General features: G+C 37.7%; 15 protein-coding genes. All 15 read right to left on the bottom strand.

Going from position 1 to position 15,651, the window contains the following annotated elements; genetic code table 11:
* Positions 1-147: 147 nt before the first annotated feature.
* Positions 148-1,023, bottom strand: coding sequence for a helix-turn-helix transcriptional regulator (locus NIZ91_08145; protein USY56613.1), 876 nt, complete (start codon positions 1,021-1,023; stop codon positions 148-150).
* A gap of 267 nt (positions 1,024-1,290) precedes the next feature.
* Positions 1,291-2,382, bottom strand: a complete 1,092-nt coding sequence (gene ribD, locus NIZ91_08140; protein USY56612.1) for a bifunctional diaminohydroxyphosphoribosylaminopyrimidine deaminase/5-amino-6-(5-phosphoribosylamino)uracil reductase RibD — start codon at positions 2,380-2,382, stop codon at positions 1,291-1,293.
* A complete protein-coding gene (locus tag NIZ91_08135; GenBank protein USY56611.1) occupies positions 2,379-3,122 on the bottom strand; it encodes a GTP cyclohydrolase II in 744 nt (247 codons plus the stop codon). Before NIZ91_08135 ends, ribD begins: the two co-directional genes overlap by 4 nt.
* Positions 3,123-3,404: 282 nt before the next feature.
* Positions 3,405-4,613, bottom strand: a complete 1,209-nt coding sequence (locus tag NIZ91_08130; protein ID USY56610.1) for an MFS transporter — start codon at positions 4,611-4,613, stop codon at positions 3,405-3,407.
* Between the two features lie 199 nt (positions 4,614-4,812).
* Positions 4,813-5,178, bottom strand: coding sequence for a YobA family protein (locus NIZ91_08125; protein USY56609.1), 366 nt, complete (start codon positions 5,176-5,178; stop codon positions 4,813-4,815).
* A 116-nt stretch (positions 5,179-5,294) separates the two neighbouring features.
* Positions 5,295-6,086: a SurA N-terminal domain-containing protein gene (locus NIZ91_08120; protein ID USY56608.1), complete on the bottom strand. Its 792-nt coding sequence runs from the start codon at positions 6,084-6,086 to the stop codon at positions 5,295-5,297.
* A gap of 226 nt (positions 6,087-6,312) precedes the next feature.
* The gene (locus tag NIZ91_08115; protein USY56607.1) at positions 6,313-7,485 is read right to left on the bottom strand and encodes an MFS transporter; all 1,173 of its coding nucleotides are present in this window, start codon (positions 7,483-7,485) and stop codon (positions 6,313-6,315) included.
* A gap of 12 nt (positions 7,486-7,497) precedes the next feature.
* Positions 7,498-8,244: an ABC transporter ATP-binding protein gene (locus NIZ91_08110; protein USY56606.1), complete on the bottom strand. Its 747-nt coding sequence runs from the start codon at positions 8,242-8,244 to the stop codon at positions 7,498-7,500.
* Entirely contained in the window at positions 8,237-9,052 is an 816-nt protein-coding gene (locus tag NIZ91_08105) for an ABC transporter ATP-binding protein (protein USY56605.1), read from the bottom strand. The genes NIZ91_08110 and NIZ91_08105 overlap by 8 nt, the downstream gene beginning before the upstream one ends.
* Positions 9,053-9,056: 4 nt before the next feature.
* Complete coding sequence (locus NIZ91_08100) at positions 9,057-9,953, bottom strand: ABC transporter permease subunit (protein USY56604.1); 897 nt, start codon at positions 9,951-9,953, stop codon at positions 9,057-9,059.
* A 1-nt stretch (position 9,954) separates the two neighbouring features.
* Positions 9,955-10,887 (bottom strand): ABC transporter permease, encoded by a 933-nt coding sequence (locus tag NIZ91_08095; GenBank protein USY56603.1) that lies wholly within the window; start codon positions 10,885-10,887, stop codon positions 9,955-9,957.
* A 56-nt stretch (positions 10,888-10,943) separates the two neighbouring features.
* Positions 10,944-12,554: a nickel ABC transporter substrate-binding protein gene (gene nikA / locus NIZ91_08090; GenBank protein USY56602.1), complete on the bottom strand. Its 1,611-nt coding sequence runs from the start codon at positions 12,552-12,554 to the stop codon at positions 10,944-10,946.
* An 18-nt stretch (positions 12,555-12,572) separates the two neighbouring features.
* Positions 12,573-13,880, bottom strand: coding sequence for an opine metallophore biosynthesis dehydrogenase (locus NIZ91_08085; protein ID USY56601.1), 1,308 nt, complete (start codon positions 13,878-13,880; stop codon positions 12,573-12,575).
* Positions 13,867-14,682 (bottom strand): SAM-dependent methyltransferase, encoded by an 816-nt coding sequence (locus NIZ91_08080; protein USY56600.1) that lies wholly within the window; start codon positions 14,680-14,682, stop codon positions 13,867-13,869. Before NIZ91_08080 ends, NIZ91_08085 begins: the two co-directional genes overlap by 14 nt.
* A 23-nt stretch (positions 14,683-14,705) precedes the next feature.
* A complete protein-coding gene (locus tag NIZ91_08075) occupies positions 14,706-15,542 on the bottom strand; it encodes a diaminopimelate epimerase (GenBank protein ID USY56599.1) in 837 nt (278 codons plus the stop codon).
* Positions 15,543-15,651: the final 109 nt, after the last annotated feature.

Genomic DNA, 15,651 nt, shown 5'->3' with positions numbered 1-15,651 from the left:
CTCCCCTTATTGTGATTAATGTTAGTGTAGCATAAGATTTTTTTTCGTGAATTCGCTGATATGGGCGAATATACCTGTTTAAGCGGCCTTATTCTTCTAATTCGCTTTATTTTCTCGATAATTATAATAATAGGAATATTTTTATTTTTATACAAAAAGTTCATTGATTTCACTTTTCACTAACTCTGTGAACTTTTCATTCCTTTGTAACTGGAAGATATGAACGGATTTCTCTAAGTATTCTTTTCCCTGCTTAACTCTCCCAAGCTTAATTAAGTTTTCACCAGTTTGGTAGTGAAGTTCACCAAACAAATACATAGACTCATTGCTTATACAAAGGTCAATCCCTCTACTGCTGTAGGTAATCGACTCTTCGTATTGTTTCATATCAGCTAATGTTTTTGATAATCCGTATAAAATACGAACCTTTAGCATTTCTTGACGAATTTGTGGTAGTGCCGTTATATGTTTTAACGCTTGTCTATATAATTCTTCTGCATTTTCATATTCTTTTTCTTCATGATAAATGATAGCTACGCTGTTTAAGATCTCTATTTCTTTTTCTTTGTAAAACGTCTTCGACTGCTTGGTATAGTCAATTGCTTCATATAAAAGGCTAAATGCTTTCTCTTTTTGCTTATGCAAGTAATACGTACAAATCCCTTCATGCCATGTTAAAAACTGCTTATTTAGCGTTGTTTGAAACAGTGGACTTTCTTTTTCCTTCTTTATAATATGATCAATCGCCTCATAGTCCCTTTGACGAATATATTGACGAATAAGTGATTTAACTGCATCCACATAGTCTAGTCGGGGAGACTCAACTGTATCAAAAAAATAGTTTACATCTACGCCTAGTCGCTTTGATAGCTTATACAGCGTAATGCTAGAAGGATATTCTTCACCATTTTCAATTTTGCTAATCTGTGCTTGGGTACAAATATCTCTTGCTAACTCTTGTTGCGTTAGCTCCGCCATTTTTCGAAGCTCTCTCATGACACGCCCAATTCTATACTCTCTCATCTCATTCCTCACCCTTATATAGATTTTCAACCAATAGTATTTGTTTCTCTTTCCCTTAAACAAATTCCTTTATGTAAAGACTCAAAATCCGCTTTTTAAACCGGTTCTAGGTCCTTATGTTAAAAAAACGGTAAAAAACAAAATTAGTTTCTAAAATTCCGAAAAATTTAATCCTAATTTTTATTAAATAGAGTATAGAAAAAAACTGCATCTCGATCTGTTAGAATACACCTAACAGATCGAATGCAGTTTTTTAGAAGTTACTTTTTATTCATAAATTGGATACGCACTAAATTTATAATCTTTCCCTAATTGGATTACCGTAACGTTTGTAAACTCTAATGCATCTGACATTTTCTCAATGCCTTTGCCTTCTACAAAAGTTGGGGCTTCTTTACCACCTACAATTTTAGGCGCAATGTAAAGTTCAAGTTTATTGATTAGCTTTTGTTCAATAAACGATGCATTCACCTGTCCTCCTCCTTCGATTAAAAGGGAAGAAACCGAATGTTCACCCACTATTTCAAGCATTTCAGATAAGTTCACATGTTTTTCACCGCTTGTAACAAAAACTTTTACTCCTTGTTCTTCAAGCTGTTTTCTTTTTTCACCATCATGGTTACTCGTTGTAAAAATCCAAGTTGGTGCTTCTTTATCCGTTACGACTTTTGCTTCGATTGGTGTTCTTAGTTTTGAATCCAACACAATACGAACTGGATTGCGGCCGCCTTCAAGGCGTGTTGTGAGGGAAGGGTTATCTTCAATCACTGTTTGAACACCCACAAGAATTGAACCTGTTTCGTGACGAAGCTGATGAACATCTCTTCTAGCGTCTTCTGACGTAATCCATTTACTGTGAGAAGACGCCGTTGCGATCTTTCCATCTAGGGTAATGGCAGATTTTAAAATAACAAATGGTTTTTTTATCGTAATGAAGTGATTAAACACCTCGTTCATTTGACGGGATGCTTCTTCACATATTCCTACTTCAACTTCAATGCCTGCATTCTTTAAGATACTTACTCCTCGTCCTGCCACAAGTGGATTTGGGTCAAGCGTAGCAATGACGACTTTTGAAACTTCTGCTCGAACAAGCGCTTCTGCACAAGGACCGGTGCGACCATGATGCGAACACGGTTCTAACGTAACGTATGCCGTGCTTCCCTTGGCTAACTCACCAGCCATATTTAGCGCATGAATTTCAGCGTGAGGACCCCCTGCTTTTAAATGCGTACCAATTCCCACAATACGATTATCGTTTACAATCACACATCCAACAAGTGGATTTGGGTCCGTTTGCCCTTTTGTAGCTTTTGCATTTTGTATTGCAATGTTCATGTAAAATTCATGACTACTCAAACCAGTACCTCCTCACCTAAATGACCCGAGCGCTGCACTTTTGTTTGAAGGTATTTTTCATTAAACTCTGATACGTCTCCCCAAAGTGGAATGCGTCCTGATAACGAAGCACCGTTTTCTTCTAATGCTATAAGCTTTTTCGGGTTATTTGTAATTAAAATAACCGGCTTTCTACGAATCTGCTTTAGCACGCTGATTGCTTCTTTATACTGACGAGTATCATCAGCAAAACCTAACTCTTCGTTCGCTTCAACCGTATCAAATCCGTTTTCTTGAAGCACGTAAGCCATTGCTTTACTAAATAAGCCGATCCCTCTTCCTTCATGATTTGCTAAATAAAATAAGGCACCAGCTCCGTTTTCCGTAATCATCTTCATGGATTGTTTCAGCTGGAATCCACAGTCACAGCGCTTGCTGCCGAAAATATCACCTGTATGACAAATACTGTGCATGCGAATTAATGCCTGGTCCGCTTCTTTAAAATCTCCGTATACAAGTACGCTAGACTGCTGTAAATCGGCCAAGTTAGCAGAATTCATCTGTTCAACCAGCTCTTCTAAGCTAAGTTCTCCTTGTTCCACATCGTCGGAACGTAACCAAGAATACCATTGAAAGATTTTTGTTTCTCCTTCTAAATTAACTGGTAAACGAATTGGACCTACAACGTATATATAATGATCTTGATTATTAATCACGTTTACTTTATCTTTTAGTGCATCTATCACTTTTTCATTTAACATATTCGTTCCTCCTGACAATCACATTACATTCTTATTTTAAACTAATTAATGTCATCCTTCCAATTTGGATGCTTTACATTTCATTTAGTTACTTTTTGTAAGTTAATTTCATTATAAAAGTTATCTTTATATTTGTAAATCATTTTATCTCAAAGTAAATAGTTTGAACACTATTTATTACGCGTCGATGTGCTATATATAATTTTATAAAGGTAAAGAAACGAAAGAAAAGCACAGCGAACAATTTCTTCACCGTGCTTTTCTAAGCTTTTTCACTATTTTTTATTTATTTACTACTTGTTTTTCCAACGCTACCCTAGAGGCAACTTTTGAATAACGGCCATGTAGTGCGTAATAAGCTACAAGTGCCACTATACCAATCACAGCACATACAATATACATTCCTTGATAACCAATTGAACCAGAGACAATTGCTAAGACAGAGGAGCCAACTCCCAGTCCTGAATCAAACAAAACAAAGAACGTCGCTGTGGCAACTCCACGACGATGCGGTGGAGATACCTTTATGGCAATAGACTGTAAGCTTGATGTTAACGTTCCAAATCCAATTCCAATTAAACCACCAGCAAGTAAGAAAGTCGTTCCTGAAGACGCTTGGCTGATAAGGAACACGCCGATTGTAAACAGTAGAATTGCTGGGTACACAACGAAGTTCTCACCGTAGCGGTCAAACCATTTTCCTGTAAAAGGACGAGATAATAATAAACAAACTGCGTACACCACAAAGAAATAGCTTGCTACGCTTGTAAAGTTCATCTCTTTAGCAAAGACAGACACAAACGAAATAATGCTTGCGTACGCAAATGAAAGTACAAATCCAGCTAATGCAATGGGAAGTGCTTTGAATTCAAATAGGCTTGCTAGGAGAGAAACCTTCACCTCTGTAGAGCTTTTCACCACTTTTAGCGTTGGAACTTTTAGCACCAAGCTACACAGTAACCCCAACACTGAGGCTACAATTGCTACTGTAAAAACAGCTGAATGTCCAGCTGTTTCGACTAGTGTTAATCCCATAAACGGTCCGATTACCATCGCGAGGTTCATAAATGTAGCAAAGTACCCCATTCCTTCTCCACGACGATCATCAGGAATAACGTTTGCTACAATCCCCCCAGTAGCTGTTGTTGCCATTCCAAATCCAACTCCGTGCAGTACGCGAAGCAGCAGCAAACTTGAAAGTGAATTGACTTGACTATATAAAACTGAACCAATTAAAAAAAGCACCGCTCCAATGACTAAAATTCTTTTCTGACCAAAGGTAATCATCCATTTACCGGAGAGCGGGCGAAAAATAATGGCTGAAATTAAAAACACTGTAACAATAAGTCCTAAACTTCCTTTATCTGCTTGTAAAATGTCTGTAGCATATAAAGGAAGCGTAACCGTCATCATATAAAAAACAACAAAAATAAAAAAGCTCGTCATCGAGACGGCTACAAAATCCTTCGTCCATAGCTTTGACTTACTCATTTCATTCCTTCCTTTCCTTTAAACAAATATCATATTGTTTTCCACAAAAATAATTTGTATACAAATTATATGAACTAAAACTATTATAGTGATGATTTCTTTTCATGTCAATCCACTTTTTGGCACCTTCACTCCCGTTTTCTGCTCTCAGAAAACAACCAGGCAAAGTGGATTACATACTTTCCACTTTGCCTGGTTGTTAATTACCTTCTTTAATCACTTGGATTTCTTCGGCATTCCCTTTTGCTGGAACTGTGTACTTGACACTTTCACCTTTCTTTAACCACGCTTTGACCAGTTGACCTTTTTTGTAGGTAACGGATGAATCCGGTACCTTTAAGTAAATCGGTTGAATGGTATCATCACCTAATACTTCGCTTGTCGTATAATTAAGCGCTACGTCCCTAGGAATGACGTTCGCAACTAAAATTTCATTCTCTTTCACTTCCATGATGCGACCTTGGATTACGTACCCTTTGTTATCTTCGCTTTGTTGACTTGAGCATCCTATTAAAACCATAATAAAGCTTATTAATCCTATGAATGCAAGAACCTGTTTTCTCATCGCTTTTATCTACTCCTATTTTAAGGTTCTTTTTATTATAACGTGTTTTTTACCTCTTTTTCCAATTAATCAAAAACGACCCGTATGTATACGGGTCGTTTTTGATTAAGTAAAAGTTAGATTTTCACATCAACTTTCGCTTCTTTTTTCAGCTTTTCAACTTGCTCGCCTACTTTTTCTTGTTTCTTCTGTTGTTCAAGTTGACCTTTAATTTGATCTTTTACTTCTTCATATTTTGGCAGCTGCTGCTGTTGATCTGATCCTGCACTTTCTGCTTGCTTCGCATATTGGTCGTAGTACTCTTTCACTTCTTCATCCGTTACTTCATCAGCTTTAATTTCTTTTTCTACATACTTATTATACTGAATACTTTCACCGAGCTGCTCTTTTAATTGATCCATATTGAGACCTGCTTGTTTTAATACATTGTTAAATTCTTTTTCTGAATCATACTGCTTTTTAGCATCTTCAATTTGCTTATTAATTTCTTCTTCTGATGCTTTATAACCTTTTTCCGTTGCATCTTGAATGAGCAGCGTTTGTCCCACTAAGCTATCGATTGTTTGATCTTTAACCTGCTTAGCAGCATCTTTTGTTGTTGGGTCTTGTCCCATTTGCTGCATTTGCATTTGAGATGTTTGAAGCACTTGATTGTATTCAGACCCTAAAATCTTTTCGTCATTTACAAGCGCTACAGTTTTCTTTTCATCTACCTGCTGCTTTTCTAATTTCTCCTGCATTTCTTTCATTTGCTTTTCTTGTTCTTTTGTTTGTTGCTGCTGTTCTTCCGTTTGAGCTGTTTTCGAATCTTCTTTTTTATCCGCACTGTCGCTAGCATCATTTGATCCACATGCTGCAAGCGCTACGGAAAGTAGTCCAACGATGAAAGGGTATTTCAATTTCTTCATGGTTAATAGAGCTCCTTTCGTCTTTTCAAAAAATTGCTTTCGTTTAGAAAACATCTTGAGGGCATTGTATCGAAACTACTTCTAAAAAGAAAGTAATTCGATCAATTTTACATATCTGTAACAGTATTGAAAAGATTCGTCATTTTATACACCTTTGCTGAGAAAGATGGTAAAAACCTACCAAATCAGTATGTATAACATATCACACTCTACGGAATAAGCATATTCAATTAACAAATTGTTTACGCTTGTCATAAGAAAAGAGAATCATCAAAGCACCTAAACCTGCACAAACCGCGTACATGACCGAATAGGATAAAGCATCTGCAACCGGTCCCATAACTACACTGCCCAATGAAACGCCTAAATCTGCTGTAGCGATGAATAATCCAAGAAGAACGTTACGATTAGTAGCTGGCAATACAAAACTTAAATATGTCGTTAATGTAGGATAAATAATTGCTTGAGCTATTCCCATTAAAATGGCTGCAGCATAAAAGAAAAAAGCTCCTCCAACAACAGCAAAGCTAATTGACTGAGCTGCTAGTGCCAGCATTAATAGTGTACCTGCCATATAGAGAGAGTGCCACTTGCCGTCTGAAGGGATTTTTTTCATTAGCGTGAAGCGCGCTGCAACAACAGTAGCTGCTTGAATCATTAAATACATGCCGGCGTGACTATTTTCCAACTGCTCTGCATAAAGAGGAATGAAGGTTGTAACTGCTCCAAACACCATAGAGGATACGAGCATGATTACGCTACATTTAAATAAGTAAGGATTTTTAAAAAGCTGACTGAACGACTCTTTCATTCCAAGAGGAGGAGGTGATTTTTTCACTTCGTTATGCGTATTCATTGTGGAACCATACCCTACTATTCCTGTCAAAATCGCAAGAGCAACCATCAAAATCGTAAAATAGCTCGCATTATCTGCCTGCCAAATACCAATAGCTAACAGAGGCCCAATAATCCCGGGAATATACGAGCATAAAGAGTAAAGAGAAATCCCTTGTGAACGATTTTCTTCAGGAAGTGCATCGATAATGGCGATTTGCAGTGACATGGAGAAGAAAGCCGTACAAACGCCTTGAAGGATACGAGCGGTAAAATAACCGCCTAAACCTGTAAAGGTATATAAAATTAGCGCTGCGGCATTAATCAGCAAAATAACGCGTAGCACTTTAACAGGACCAAATTTGTGAATAATATAGCCTGCCCATGGTCTAAAAAACATTGTCGTAAACAAGTAAGCACCCATGATGATACCAATTGTTGTATTTGTTGCTCCTAAGCTGTCTCCTTTTAACGGAATAACCACGTTTAGTATGGCATTAGCATTAAAATAGAGAAGCACTAATGCGTATAAACGTAAAAAGGGCCAAGATAGTGCTCCTTTCACTGTTTTCCCCTCCTATAAGCTAATGGTTTTGTTCAACAACGCCTTAGCATATGATGACTTCACGTTTTTTAAATTGCTCACTGACACTACCTCTTCGACTTGTCCTTCTTTAAAAATCATAATCCGGTCGCAAAGGTACGTTGCAGCCTGCAAATCATGCGTAATAAAGATATAGCTCATGTCATAAGCGCTTCTTAATTCCCTTAATAAGATTAAAATTTGAAGCTGAACAGATATGTCTAATGAGCTGACGGCTTCATCGAGTAAGAGGTATTTGGGTTTTGTTGCAATGGCTCTTGCAATACAAACTCTTTGTGCTTCTCCACCTGACAATTCGTGTGGATACTTATGTTTATAAAACGCAGGAAGCCCTACTTGATGTAGTAATTTTTCTATTTCTTTTTCTTGATTTTTTTTGGGTACTTTTACGATTTGAAGAGCCTCCTGAATGGCTTTTTTAACCGTAAAAAAAGGATTCAAGGAAGACGTATAATTTTGAAACACAGCGCTCATTTTCCCCACGCGTGCTTGTACGTTCCTGGTACTTATACCATCGAGTAAAACCTCTCCTTTATCCGGGCGTTCAATGCCAAGAATTAAACGTCCTAGCGTTGACTTACCGCTACCGCTCTCACCAATAATACCTAGGCACTCTCCTGCCACGCATTTAAAACTAACTTTTTTAATGATTTGCTTTTTCTCTTTGGACAAGAGCCCTCCAGATGTATATGATTTTTCAACTTCGCATACGTTAAGCATCGACAGCCCCCCCTACCATTTTCTGAAAATGTTCACTAAGCGTACGCTTTGTTGAGATAAGATATTCCGTATATGGATGTTGAGGCTGTAAAAAAACATTTTGTGTTGCCCCTCTTTCTACGATTTCCCCATCCTTCATTACAAGTACCTGATCTGCCAATTTCTTTACAATTCCTAGATCATGTGAAATAAAAATCATGGCTGACCCAATATTTTCTCGTAAATTGATTAACTGCTCGATTACATCAAACTGAGAAATAGTATCTAATGCAGTCGTTGGCTCGTCAGCAATTAAGACATCTGGTTCTAGCAGTAACGCTAGGACAATCATCAATCGCTGAAGCATTCCTCCTGAAAGTTCATGTGGATATTTGTTCATGACATCCATTGGACTTTGTAGACGCACACGCTTCATTCCATCGATAAGCTTACTCTCCAGGTGCTGGTAGCTCCAATCCGTATGCTGCTTGAGGGTAGCCATCAAATGCATTCCAACAGGATTAGAAGGATTGAAAGCACTCATGCCATTTTGCATGACCATGCAAAGCTCTTTCCCTCTTTTACTTCTCATTTGTTTTTCAGAAAGCTGAAATAAATCTTCTCCCTTTAATAACACGCGACCAGATTGGCTAATTCCTTTCTTATGCAAACGCATGATCGACTTACATGTCATTGACTTGCCACTACCGCTCTCTCCGACTAGAGCTAAGCATTCGCCTTTATCGACTTGAAATGAACTATTATGAATGATGGACGTATTTGTCTGATTATCAATTACTTGCAGCGTTTCTACTATTAATAGACTCATGGTGTTATTTCGCAACCTCCTTTTCATGTAACGGTGATGTTACGATGTGCGCTTCCTTTTGCATTCTAGCTTTTGAGTTCGCAAGCTTCGGGTTTAACGCAACTTGAAGCGCATCTGCTAAGAAGTTAAAAGCTAGAACCACTGTAATAATTGCTAGACTCGGAGGCAGTAATAGTTCTGGTTTTGTGAAAATGACATCTCTAGCTTCATTCAGCATCATACCCCATTCTGGATTTGGTGCTTGAATGCCTAATCCAAGAAACGAAAGACCTGAAATTTGCAAAATGGTAGAGCTAATTGAACTACTTGATATGACCGCAATATCGGCAAAGGTGACTGGAAGCATATGACGGTAAATAATGGTGAAATGATTGAATCCGGACGCTCGCGCAAATTTTACATATTCCAAATCACTATACTGCATCACGGAAACTCGGATTACGCGTGCAAACCAAGCCCACTTCATTAAAATAAACGCAATTAAAATATTTTCTAAGCCAACCCCGAGAATACCTACAACAGCAAGCGTAATGACGTACACAGGAAAAGAAAGCATAGCATCACAGACTCGCATAATAATAGAGTCGATAACACCTTTAAAGTATCCCGCAATGAATCCTAGTAGTCCCCCCAGTACAACCGATAATGATAGCGCGATTAACACATAGATAATGCTAGGACGAATACCGTAAATAAGCCTGGACAATACGCACCTCCCTAAGTGATCATTACCTAGCCAATATTCAAGTGAAGGTGCAGCATATCGTAAAGCCATATTCACTTTAACGGGATCATTTGGCGCTACGACCGGTGCAAAAACCCCCACAATCAACGTTAGGACGATAATCACAAGTGAAGCGAGTCCGAGCTTATCTTTTGCCAAGCCTTTTAATAGTTGCATCCTATTCACCAATCCTTAGCTTCGGGTTTAACGCTGTGTTAACAATGTCTGAGATTGTATTAAACACAACAAAAGCCACCGCGATAATGAGTACGTATGCTTGAATAACAGGAAAGTCCCTGCTTAAAATGGACTTGATGCTTAAACTACCTAGCCCTGGCCATGCAAACACATTTTCAATAACAACCGTCCCACCTAAGATAAGCGGAATGGACATACAAAAAATCGAGATGGATACTTGAAGAGAATTTTTTAAGACAGCGGCTATGATTTTTTTCTCAGATAACCCCGAAGCTCTAGCGTACAAAACATAATCTTCGTTTAGGTTTGCGAGCATAGCGCTACGCACAGTGCGAAAGTATAGTCCGATATGAGTAAAGGCAATTACCGAAACAGGCAAAATATAACTTTTGTACGATTCAAGTCCGCTTGTTGGAAGCAAATCAAGCGTAACGGAAAAATACCAAACCATTACTATGCCGATTAGATATGCTGGAAGTGCTGATAAGAAAAAGAATGTCCCTCTAATAAAACGATCCAGTAATCTGCCTTCTGTTAATGCACAGACAATGCCCAAAATGATGGAAGAACTAATAATGACTACTGATGAAACGAGCGTTAATTTTAACGTATTAAAAAAAGCCGGCCCTAAGAGCACCCAAACAGTTTCATCCTTAACATAAGAATTTCCGAAATCCAATTGAAGACACGAAGCGAGCCAGTTTAAGTATTGAATGATAAAAGGATTATTAAGCCCTAGCTCTTGCCTTGTTTGAGCGATAAGCTCATCAGTAATCACTGGAACATCTTGCGCTTGCAAAACTAATTTAGCAGGATCTTCGGGAGATAAATTGATTAGTACAAATGTTAGAAACGAAATAATAAACAGCAGCGGAATCATTAACAGCAGCCTTTTTACAACATATACACCCATGCTTTATCTTCCTTTCTTTATTTTCAACCACTAAAAAAGGGGGAAATCTCCCCTTTTTACTTTTCAAACTTCATCTGTTCAAACGGTAGTTCATACTGAGTTTGTTTAAACGAAATTCCTTTTAAATTTTCTGGAGCTACTACGGTTACGTTTCCGTTTGTAATTGGAATAAACACCGCTTCATCATGCACAATCGTTAAAATATCAGCATATAGCTTCTTCCGCTCATCTTCAGTAGTTGACGTCATTACTTGTTCAATTTTTTTGTATAGCTCATCGGCGTGAACAATTCCCTTTGTTGTATGCAAATAAGAGGCATCTGAAGTAAACGCAGCAATAGTACTTTGAGGGTCATAAGCTAATCCCCACGTTTGGTTAAATAGTAAGTCATAGTCTCCTGCTGCTCTTCGGTTTGCTATTGACGTTGACTCTTCTCCCGTCAACTTAATTTCTACTCCAATTTCTTTAAGTGCATTTTGAATAAACTCAGCCTGCGTTTTTTGAGACGCAGAGTTGCTGTCATAATAAAGCGTCATTGAAAGCAGCTGGTTATCTTTTGTGCGAATACCGGTTTGTTTATCTTCTTTCCAGCCTGCTTCACTTAAAAGTGCTTTAGCTTTTTTCACATCGTAGCCACGCTTCTTAAGATCTACATCTGCATAATTAACATTTTTAGAAAACAAAGTATTGGCTGGAGTTTCTGTACCCTCAAAAATGGTTTCGCTAATTGTTTTACGGTCAATCGCATACCAAATTGCTTCACGAACTGCTGTTTCACTTACTGGACTAGTTGATTTACTGCTGTTGGCTACAACCATTTTTGTATTCATTTGTTGACTTCTAACGAGCTGATAATCACCTGAATCAACAAGCTGTTGCATTGCTTTTACATCAATGCTGTCTGCACCCCGGTCATCCGTAAAGACAAAGTTCACTTCACCTTTTTGCAATGCTAAAAACGTCGTGTCTCCTTGGGGAAGGACTTTAGCAGTAATTGTCTTAACTTCTGGCTTTCCATTCCAGTAACTTTCGTTTCTTTCAAATGTTGCGTAGTTGTCCACCTTATGCTTTTTTAGAACATATGGACCCGTTCCATGATAACCATCTACACCATCTTTTGTTCCATCATTTTTAAAATCATTCGGTGAGATAAAAACATAAGGTCGCGTCATAGATAATTCAACTAATGTCGGATAATATGGCTCTGATAAAACAAGTTCAATCGTATAGTCATCTACCACGTTACAGCTTACGATTTTAGTAGATAGCTTAATCCATGAGTGTGTTTCTGCATTTTGCTGCACCGCATCAATATTTTTCTTAACTGCTTCTGCATTAAACGGTGCTCCATCATGGAACTTTACACCCTCTCTAAGCTTGAATGTGTAGGTTTTACCGTCTTTTGAAACCTCCCAAGATTCTGCAAGAAGCGGTTTAATTCCTTCTTCCGTATTTTCTACAAGTGATTCATACACCATTCCTTGTGCTGACATTGCACCTGGATAAAGGTGTGGATTCATATCGTTAATGTCCTTGGATGTTGCATAGGTAATTTCATTTTTATTTGTTGCACTTGTACTAGCTTTTTCGTTGTCACTGCATGCACTTGTAGCAAGTAAAGCTGCACATGTAAGCACTGCTAGTGTAAATGATTTTCTTTTTTTCACGTTTGTTCCTCCATTTTTCTATTGTTTTACTATTTGTTTATCAAGAGCTTGATAAATCATGCTTATATCATCTTCAAATGCTAAATTTGAAAATGCGGCTGAAAGCTTTACATCTTCATAAGCTTCTGAGAATGCCCTTACTTTCTCTTTATACGCTGTTAAAAACTGATCAATAGTTGGACAATCACACTCTACGTATCTAGCGATTGCTTGAATCATTTTCAGCCGATAATAATCCTCTTTAGGCATTCGTGGAATATCAAACTTTTGTTCTTTATTCACAAATACGGTTTGAAGCGGAACTGCTGAAAAGTCGAAGTAGCGCCCATGTTGGTCGGGCTCTGAGAATGGATCGACGAGTAAAGATGCATATCGTACATACAGCAAATATTCTTGGTGAATACTCTCTAACTCACTGAACTTTTCGATATCGTGTAAAGACAAACTTTCTCTTCGTACAGGATAATTATCTTCCGTCATAAATTTCAGTAAATTCAATTGTTTAACGTTAAGCCTTGAAATAATGCTCATAATTTCTTTCCATTGATTGAGCATATTCTTAATTAATGAAGGCGTAATCGGCCCTTCTGGATACATTTTATATACGTATTTCAGATGCTTTTCCTCTTTAAAAATATAGCTGAGTGAAAATTCATTCATAAACAAAGGAGGATGCACGTATAGAGAAATGTTTCTCGTCTCTGCTTCAATCGGTGTTTTCATTACTTCAATTGTTAAATTTAACTGTTTGTACAGATTAACAAGCTTTTCAACCGCTTCAGACGAAGAGTTCGTAGAGCCTAAGTAAATCTTCTTTTTTACAGCCGTTGTTAACACTTGATTTGAAGGATAAGAGCTTAACCAACGTGTATCTCCAAAGTATGTAGAAAAACTAATGACCTCAACCTGAGGGTTAAACTGTTTCATATAGTGATGTACTAAGTAATTTGAGCCAAGAGTCGGTGATATTAATATAACGGCCTTCACATCTTTTAACGTATTTTTATGAAGCGAGGTTAATACGTCTAGATATGCATCAGTTGTGACGGCTAAAATAAGCGTATCCCATTCTCCAACCACTTCTTCATACTGAAAAAATATATCATCAACTATAAATTGCCCCTGCATCTTTTCATGCTTTCGATTTTGAACAGCTACCTGAACGAGATGACCGTGTTCAGCTAAGGAAGCAAAAAATTTTTCTGAACGCACAGAAGTCCTTCCTGCAATACCAACTCTACTGCTTAAAGCTTTCTTAAAGTTTAATCCTAGCTGTAAAGCGGTTGGTCCAGTTCCCAACACCAAAACATTCTTAAACGACTTCAACTGCTTCACCCTTTCTTTGTTTTTGATAAAGCGCGATATCAAAAACTTGATTCGGACGCAACACCTGTTCAACGAGCATCCACTTTTCGCTATTGACTTCTTTAAGTGGATAGTTAAACAGTGATTTTAAGTCGTTACCATATCTCATAGCAATCGTTATTTCATCTCTCGTTAGATTATATAGCTGATCTAATAAGTCGTATTTTTCCTTCACAGTAGAGCTGAAAATAACGTGGGTAATATCTTTTAAGCACTCTAACTGGTCCAGTTGACTATTTTGAACTCGCACATTCAGTCCGTCACCTAGTATGCGTAATACTTCTCCACCTAGCTCGATGGCTTCGTCGTCAATATCAATACCAATAACCTCTGCTCCTGTTTTTTTTGCAATCAATAGTGGCGTCATCGGAAAAGCTCCAGAGCCAACTAATAGAACTTTAGAAGTGGGTTTCACTTGGAAATTACCAAACTCTTCTTCAATACAAGACTCGATATTTTTGAAATAATCAGTAATGTTTGATTGTCCACCAAGCAATTGAAGAGCGCGATACTTTTCCATAATCGCTACGCAACGAGCCGAAATCTGCTGTAGTTCTGTAAGTAGTTCCTCATTGATGTCTTCTACCTGAAGTAAGAACCACTTCTCTCTGTTAGATTCATCAATAATAAATGCTGTATATTCGTTAATTAATTTCTCTAGCTCTTCACAATGCTGATCGGTACTGTCGTATTGTGAAGCCCAATAATTAAACTTACCTGAAAAGTCCAGTAGCTTATGTTTAAACTTTAATAGTTCTTCCACACAATCATCTCCAATCTTACGTTTTATACAGTAACAAATGCCTTTCCTTGAGCAACAATGCGAACTGTGCCTTCAATTTGCACATGGCTCACAAATCCATTTTCATACTTTCCAAATACACGAATACCACCGCCAGGCTGCTTAATCTCTGCACTAATCTTTTGTTTTGATAAAAATGCAAGATACGCACCTATTGAAGCTGTTCCAGATCCGCATCCCCTTTCCCATACCATGCTGTTTAGCTTAGGAATATAGATGAGTGGGGCTAAGTAAGATCTGACTTTTTCGTATAGTAACACCCCAATTAGCGTAGTTTCAGGGAAACTTTCTTCTAGGGAGCGTGCAAGTACTTCTGCTGCTGTTTTCATCTCTTCATCAACTTCGTCTACTTCAAGCACAATGTGTAGAAAATCCTCGTACTCAACTGAGTAAGCATGAACATATGTATTCTCGTACTCTATAACTCTGGGTTCAATTCGTTTAGGTAGCGGCATCGCAATGCGACATTTATAGTCATCTTCTACTTTTCGCACCTGACAGGCAATCAACTCCTCAGCTCCTGAAGCTTCAATCGATAAATGTGATATCCCATTTTCCTCAATGCCTCTTTGATGAGTAATAAATGCAGCTAAAGACATACAAGCGTTTCCGCAAAATTCATTTCCAGCCATTTGAAGGTGCCCATCTGCATTTCCATCTTTGGGTTCTTTAATAAAACCTACTTGCTCTGCATACACATGATCGTACGCCATCATCTTTAAAGCTATTTGTTGATAGTCTCCATTGAAATGATGACTCTTAACTAAGATTGTCATGTTTTGTGTAGGACTTAATTTAATAAACTCTACCTCTTGCTTCATCACATCTACCTCTATATCATTTTTATACTCACAAGAAAATAGGAATGATTACTATTTTCAATAACAAGGATTATAACTCGCTTTCTAAATAGTGTCAACAGTGTATAAA

The sequence above is a fragment of the Bacillus sp. 1780r2a1 genome, from assembly GCA_024134725.1.
Taxonomy (GTDB): domain Bacteria; phylum Bacillota; class Bacilli; order Bacillales; family Bacillaceae_H; genus Priestia; species Priestia aryabhattai_A.
The sequence above is the reverse complement of the archived record's forward strand: the minus strand, read 5'-3'. Positions and strand labels throughout refer to the sequence as shown.

Coding starts and splice junctions, on each gene's coding strand:
- NIZ91_08145 (USY56613.1), bottom strand. CDS start 1,023: ATGAGAGAGTATAGAATTGGGCGTGTCATGAGAGAGCTTCGAAAAATG.
- NIZ91_08135 (USY56611.1), bottom strand. CDS start 3,122: ATGTTAAATGAAAAAGTGATAGATGCACTAAAAGATAAAGTAAACGTG.
- NIZ91_08130 (USY56610.1), bottom strand. CDS start 4,613: ATGAGTAAGTCAAAGCTATGGACGAAGGATTTTGTAGCCGTCTCGATG.
- NIZ91_08125 (USY56609.1), bottom strand. CDS start 5,178: ATGAGAAAACAGGTTCTTGCATTCATAGGATTAATAAGCTTTATTATG.
- NIZ91_08120 (USY56608.1), bottom strand. CDS start 6,086: ATGAAGAAATTGAAATACCCTTTCATCGTTGGACTACTTTCCGTAGCG.
- NIZ91_08110 (USY56606.1), bottom strand. CDS start 8,244: ATGCTTAACGTATGCGAAGTTGAAAAATCATATACATCTGGAGGGCTC.
- NIZ91_08105 (USY56605.1), bottom strand. CDS start 9,052: ATGAGTCTATTAATAGTAGAAACGCTGCAAGTAATTGATAATCAGACA.
- NIZ91_08100 (USY56604.1), bottom strand. CDS start 9,953: ATGCAACTATTAAAAGGCTTGGCAAAAGATAAGCTCGGACTCGCTTCA.
- NIZ91_08095 (USY56603.1), bottom strand. CDS start 10,887: ATGGGTGTATATGTTGTAAAAAGGCTGCTGTTAATGATTCCGCTGCTG.
- NIZ91_08075 (USY56599.1), bottom strand. CDS start 15,542: ATGAAGCAAGAGGTAGAGTTTATTAAATTAAGTCCTACACAAAACATG.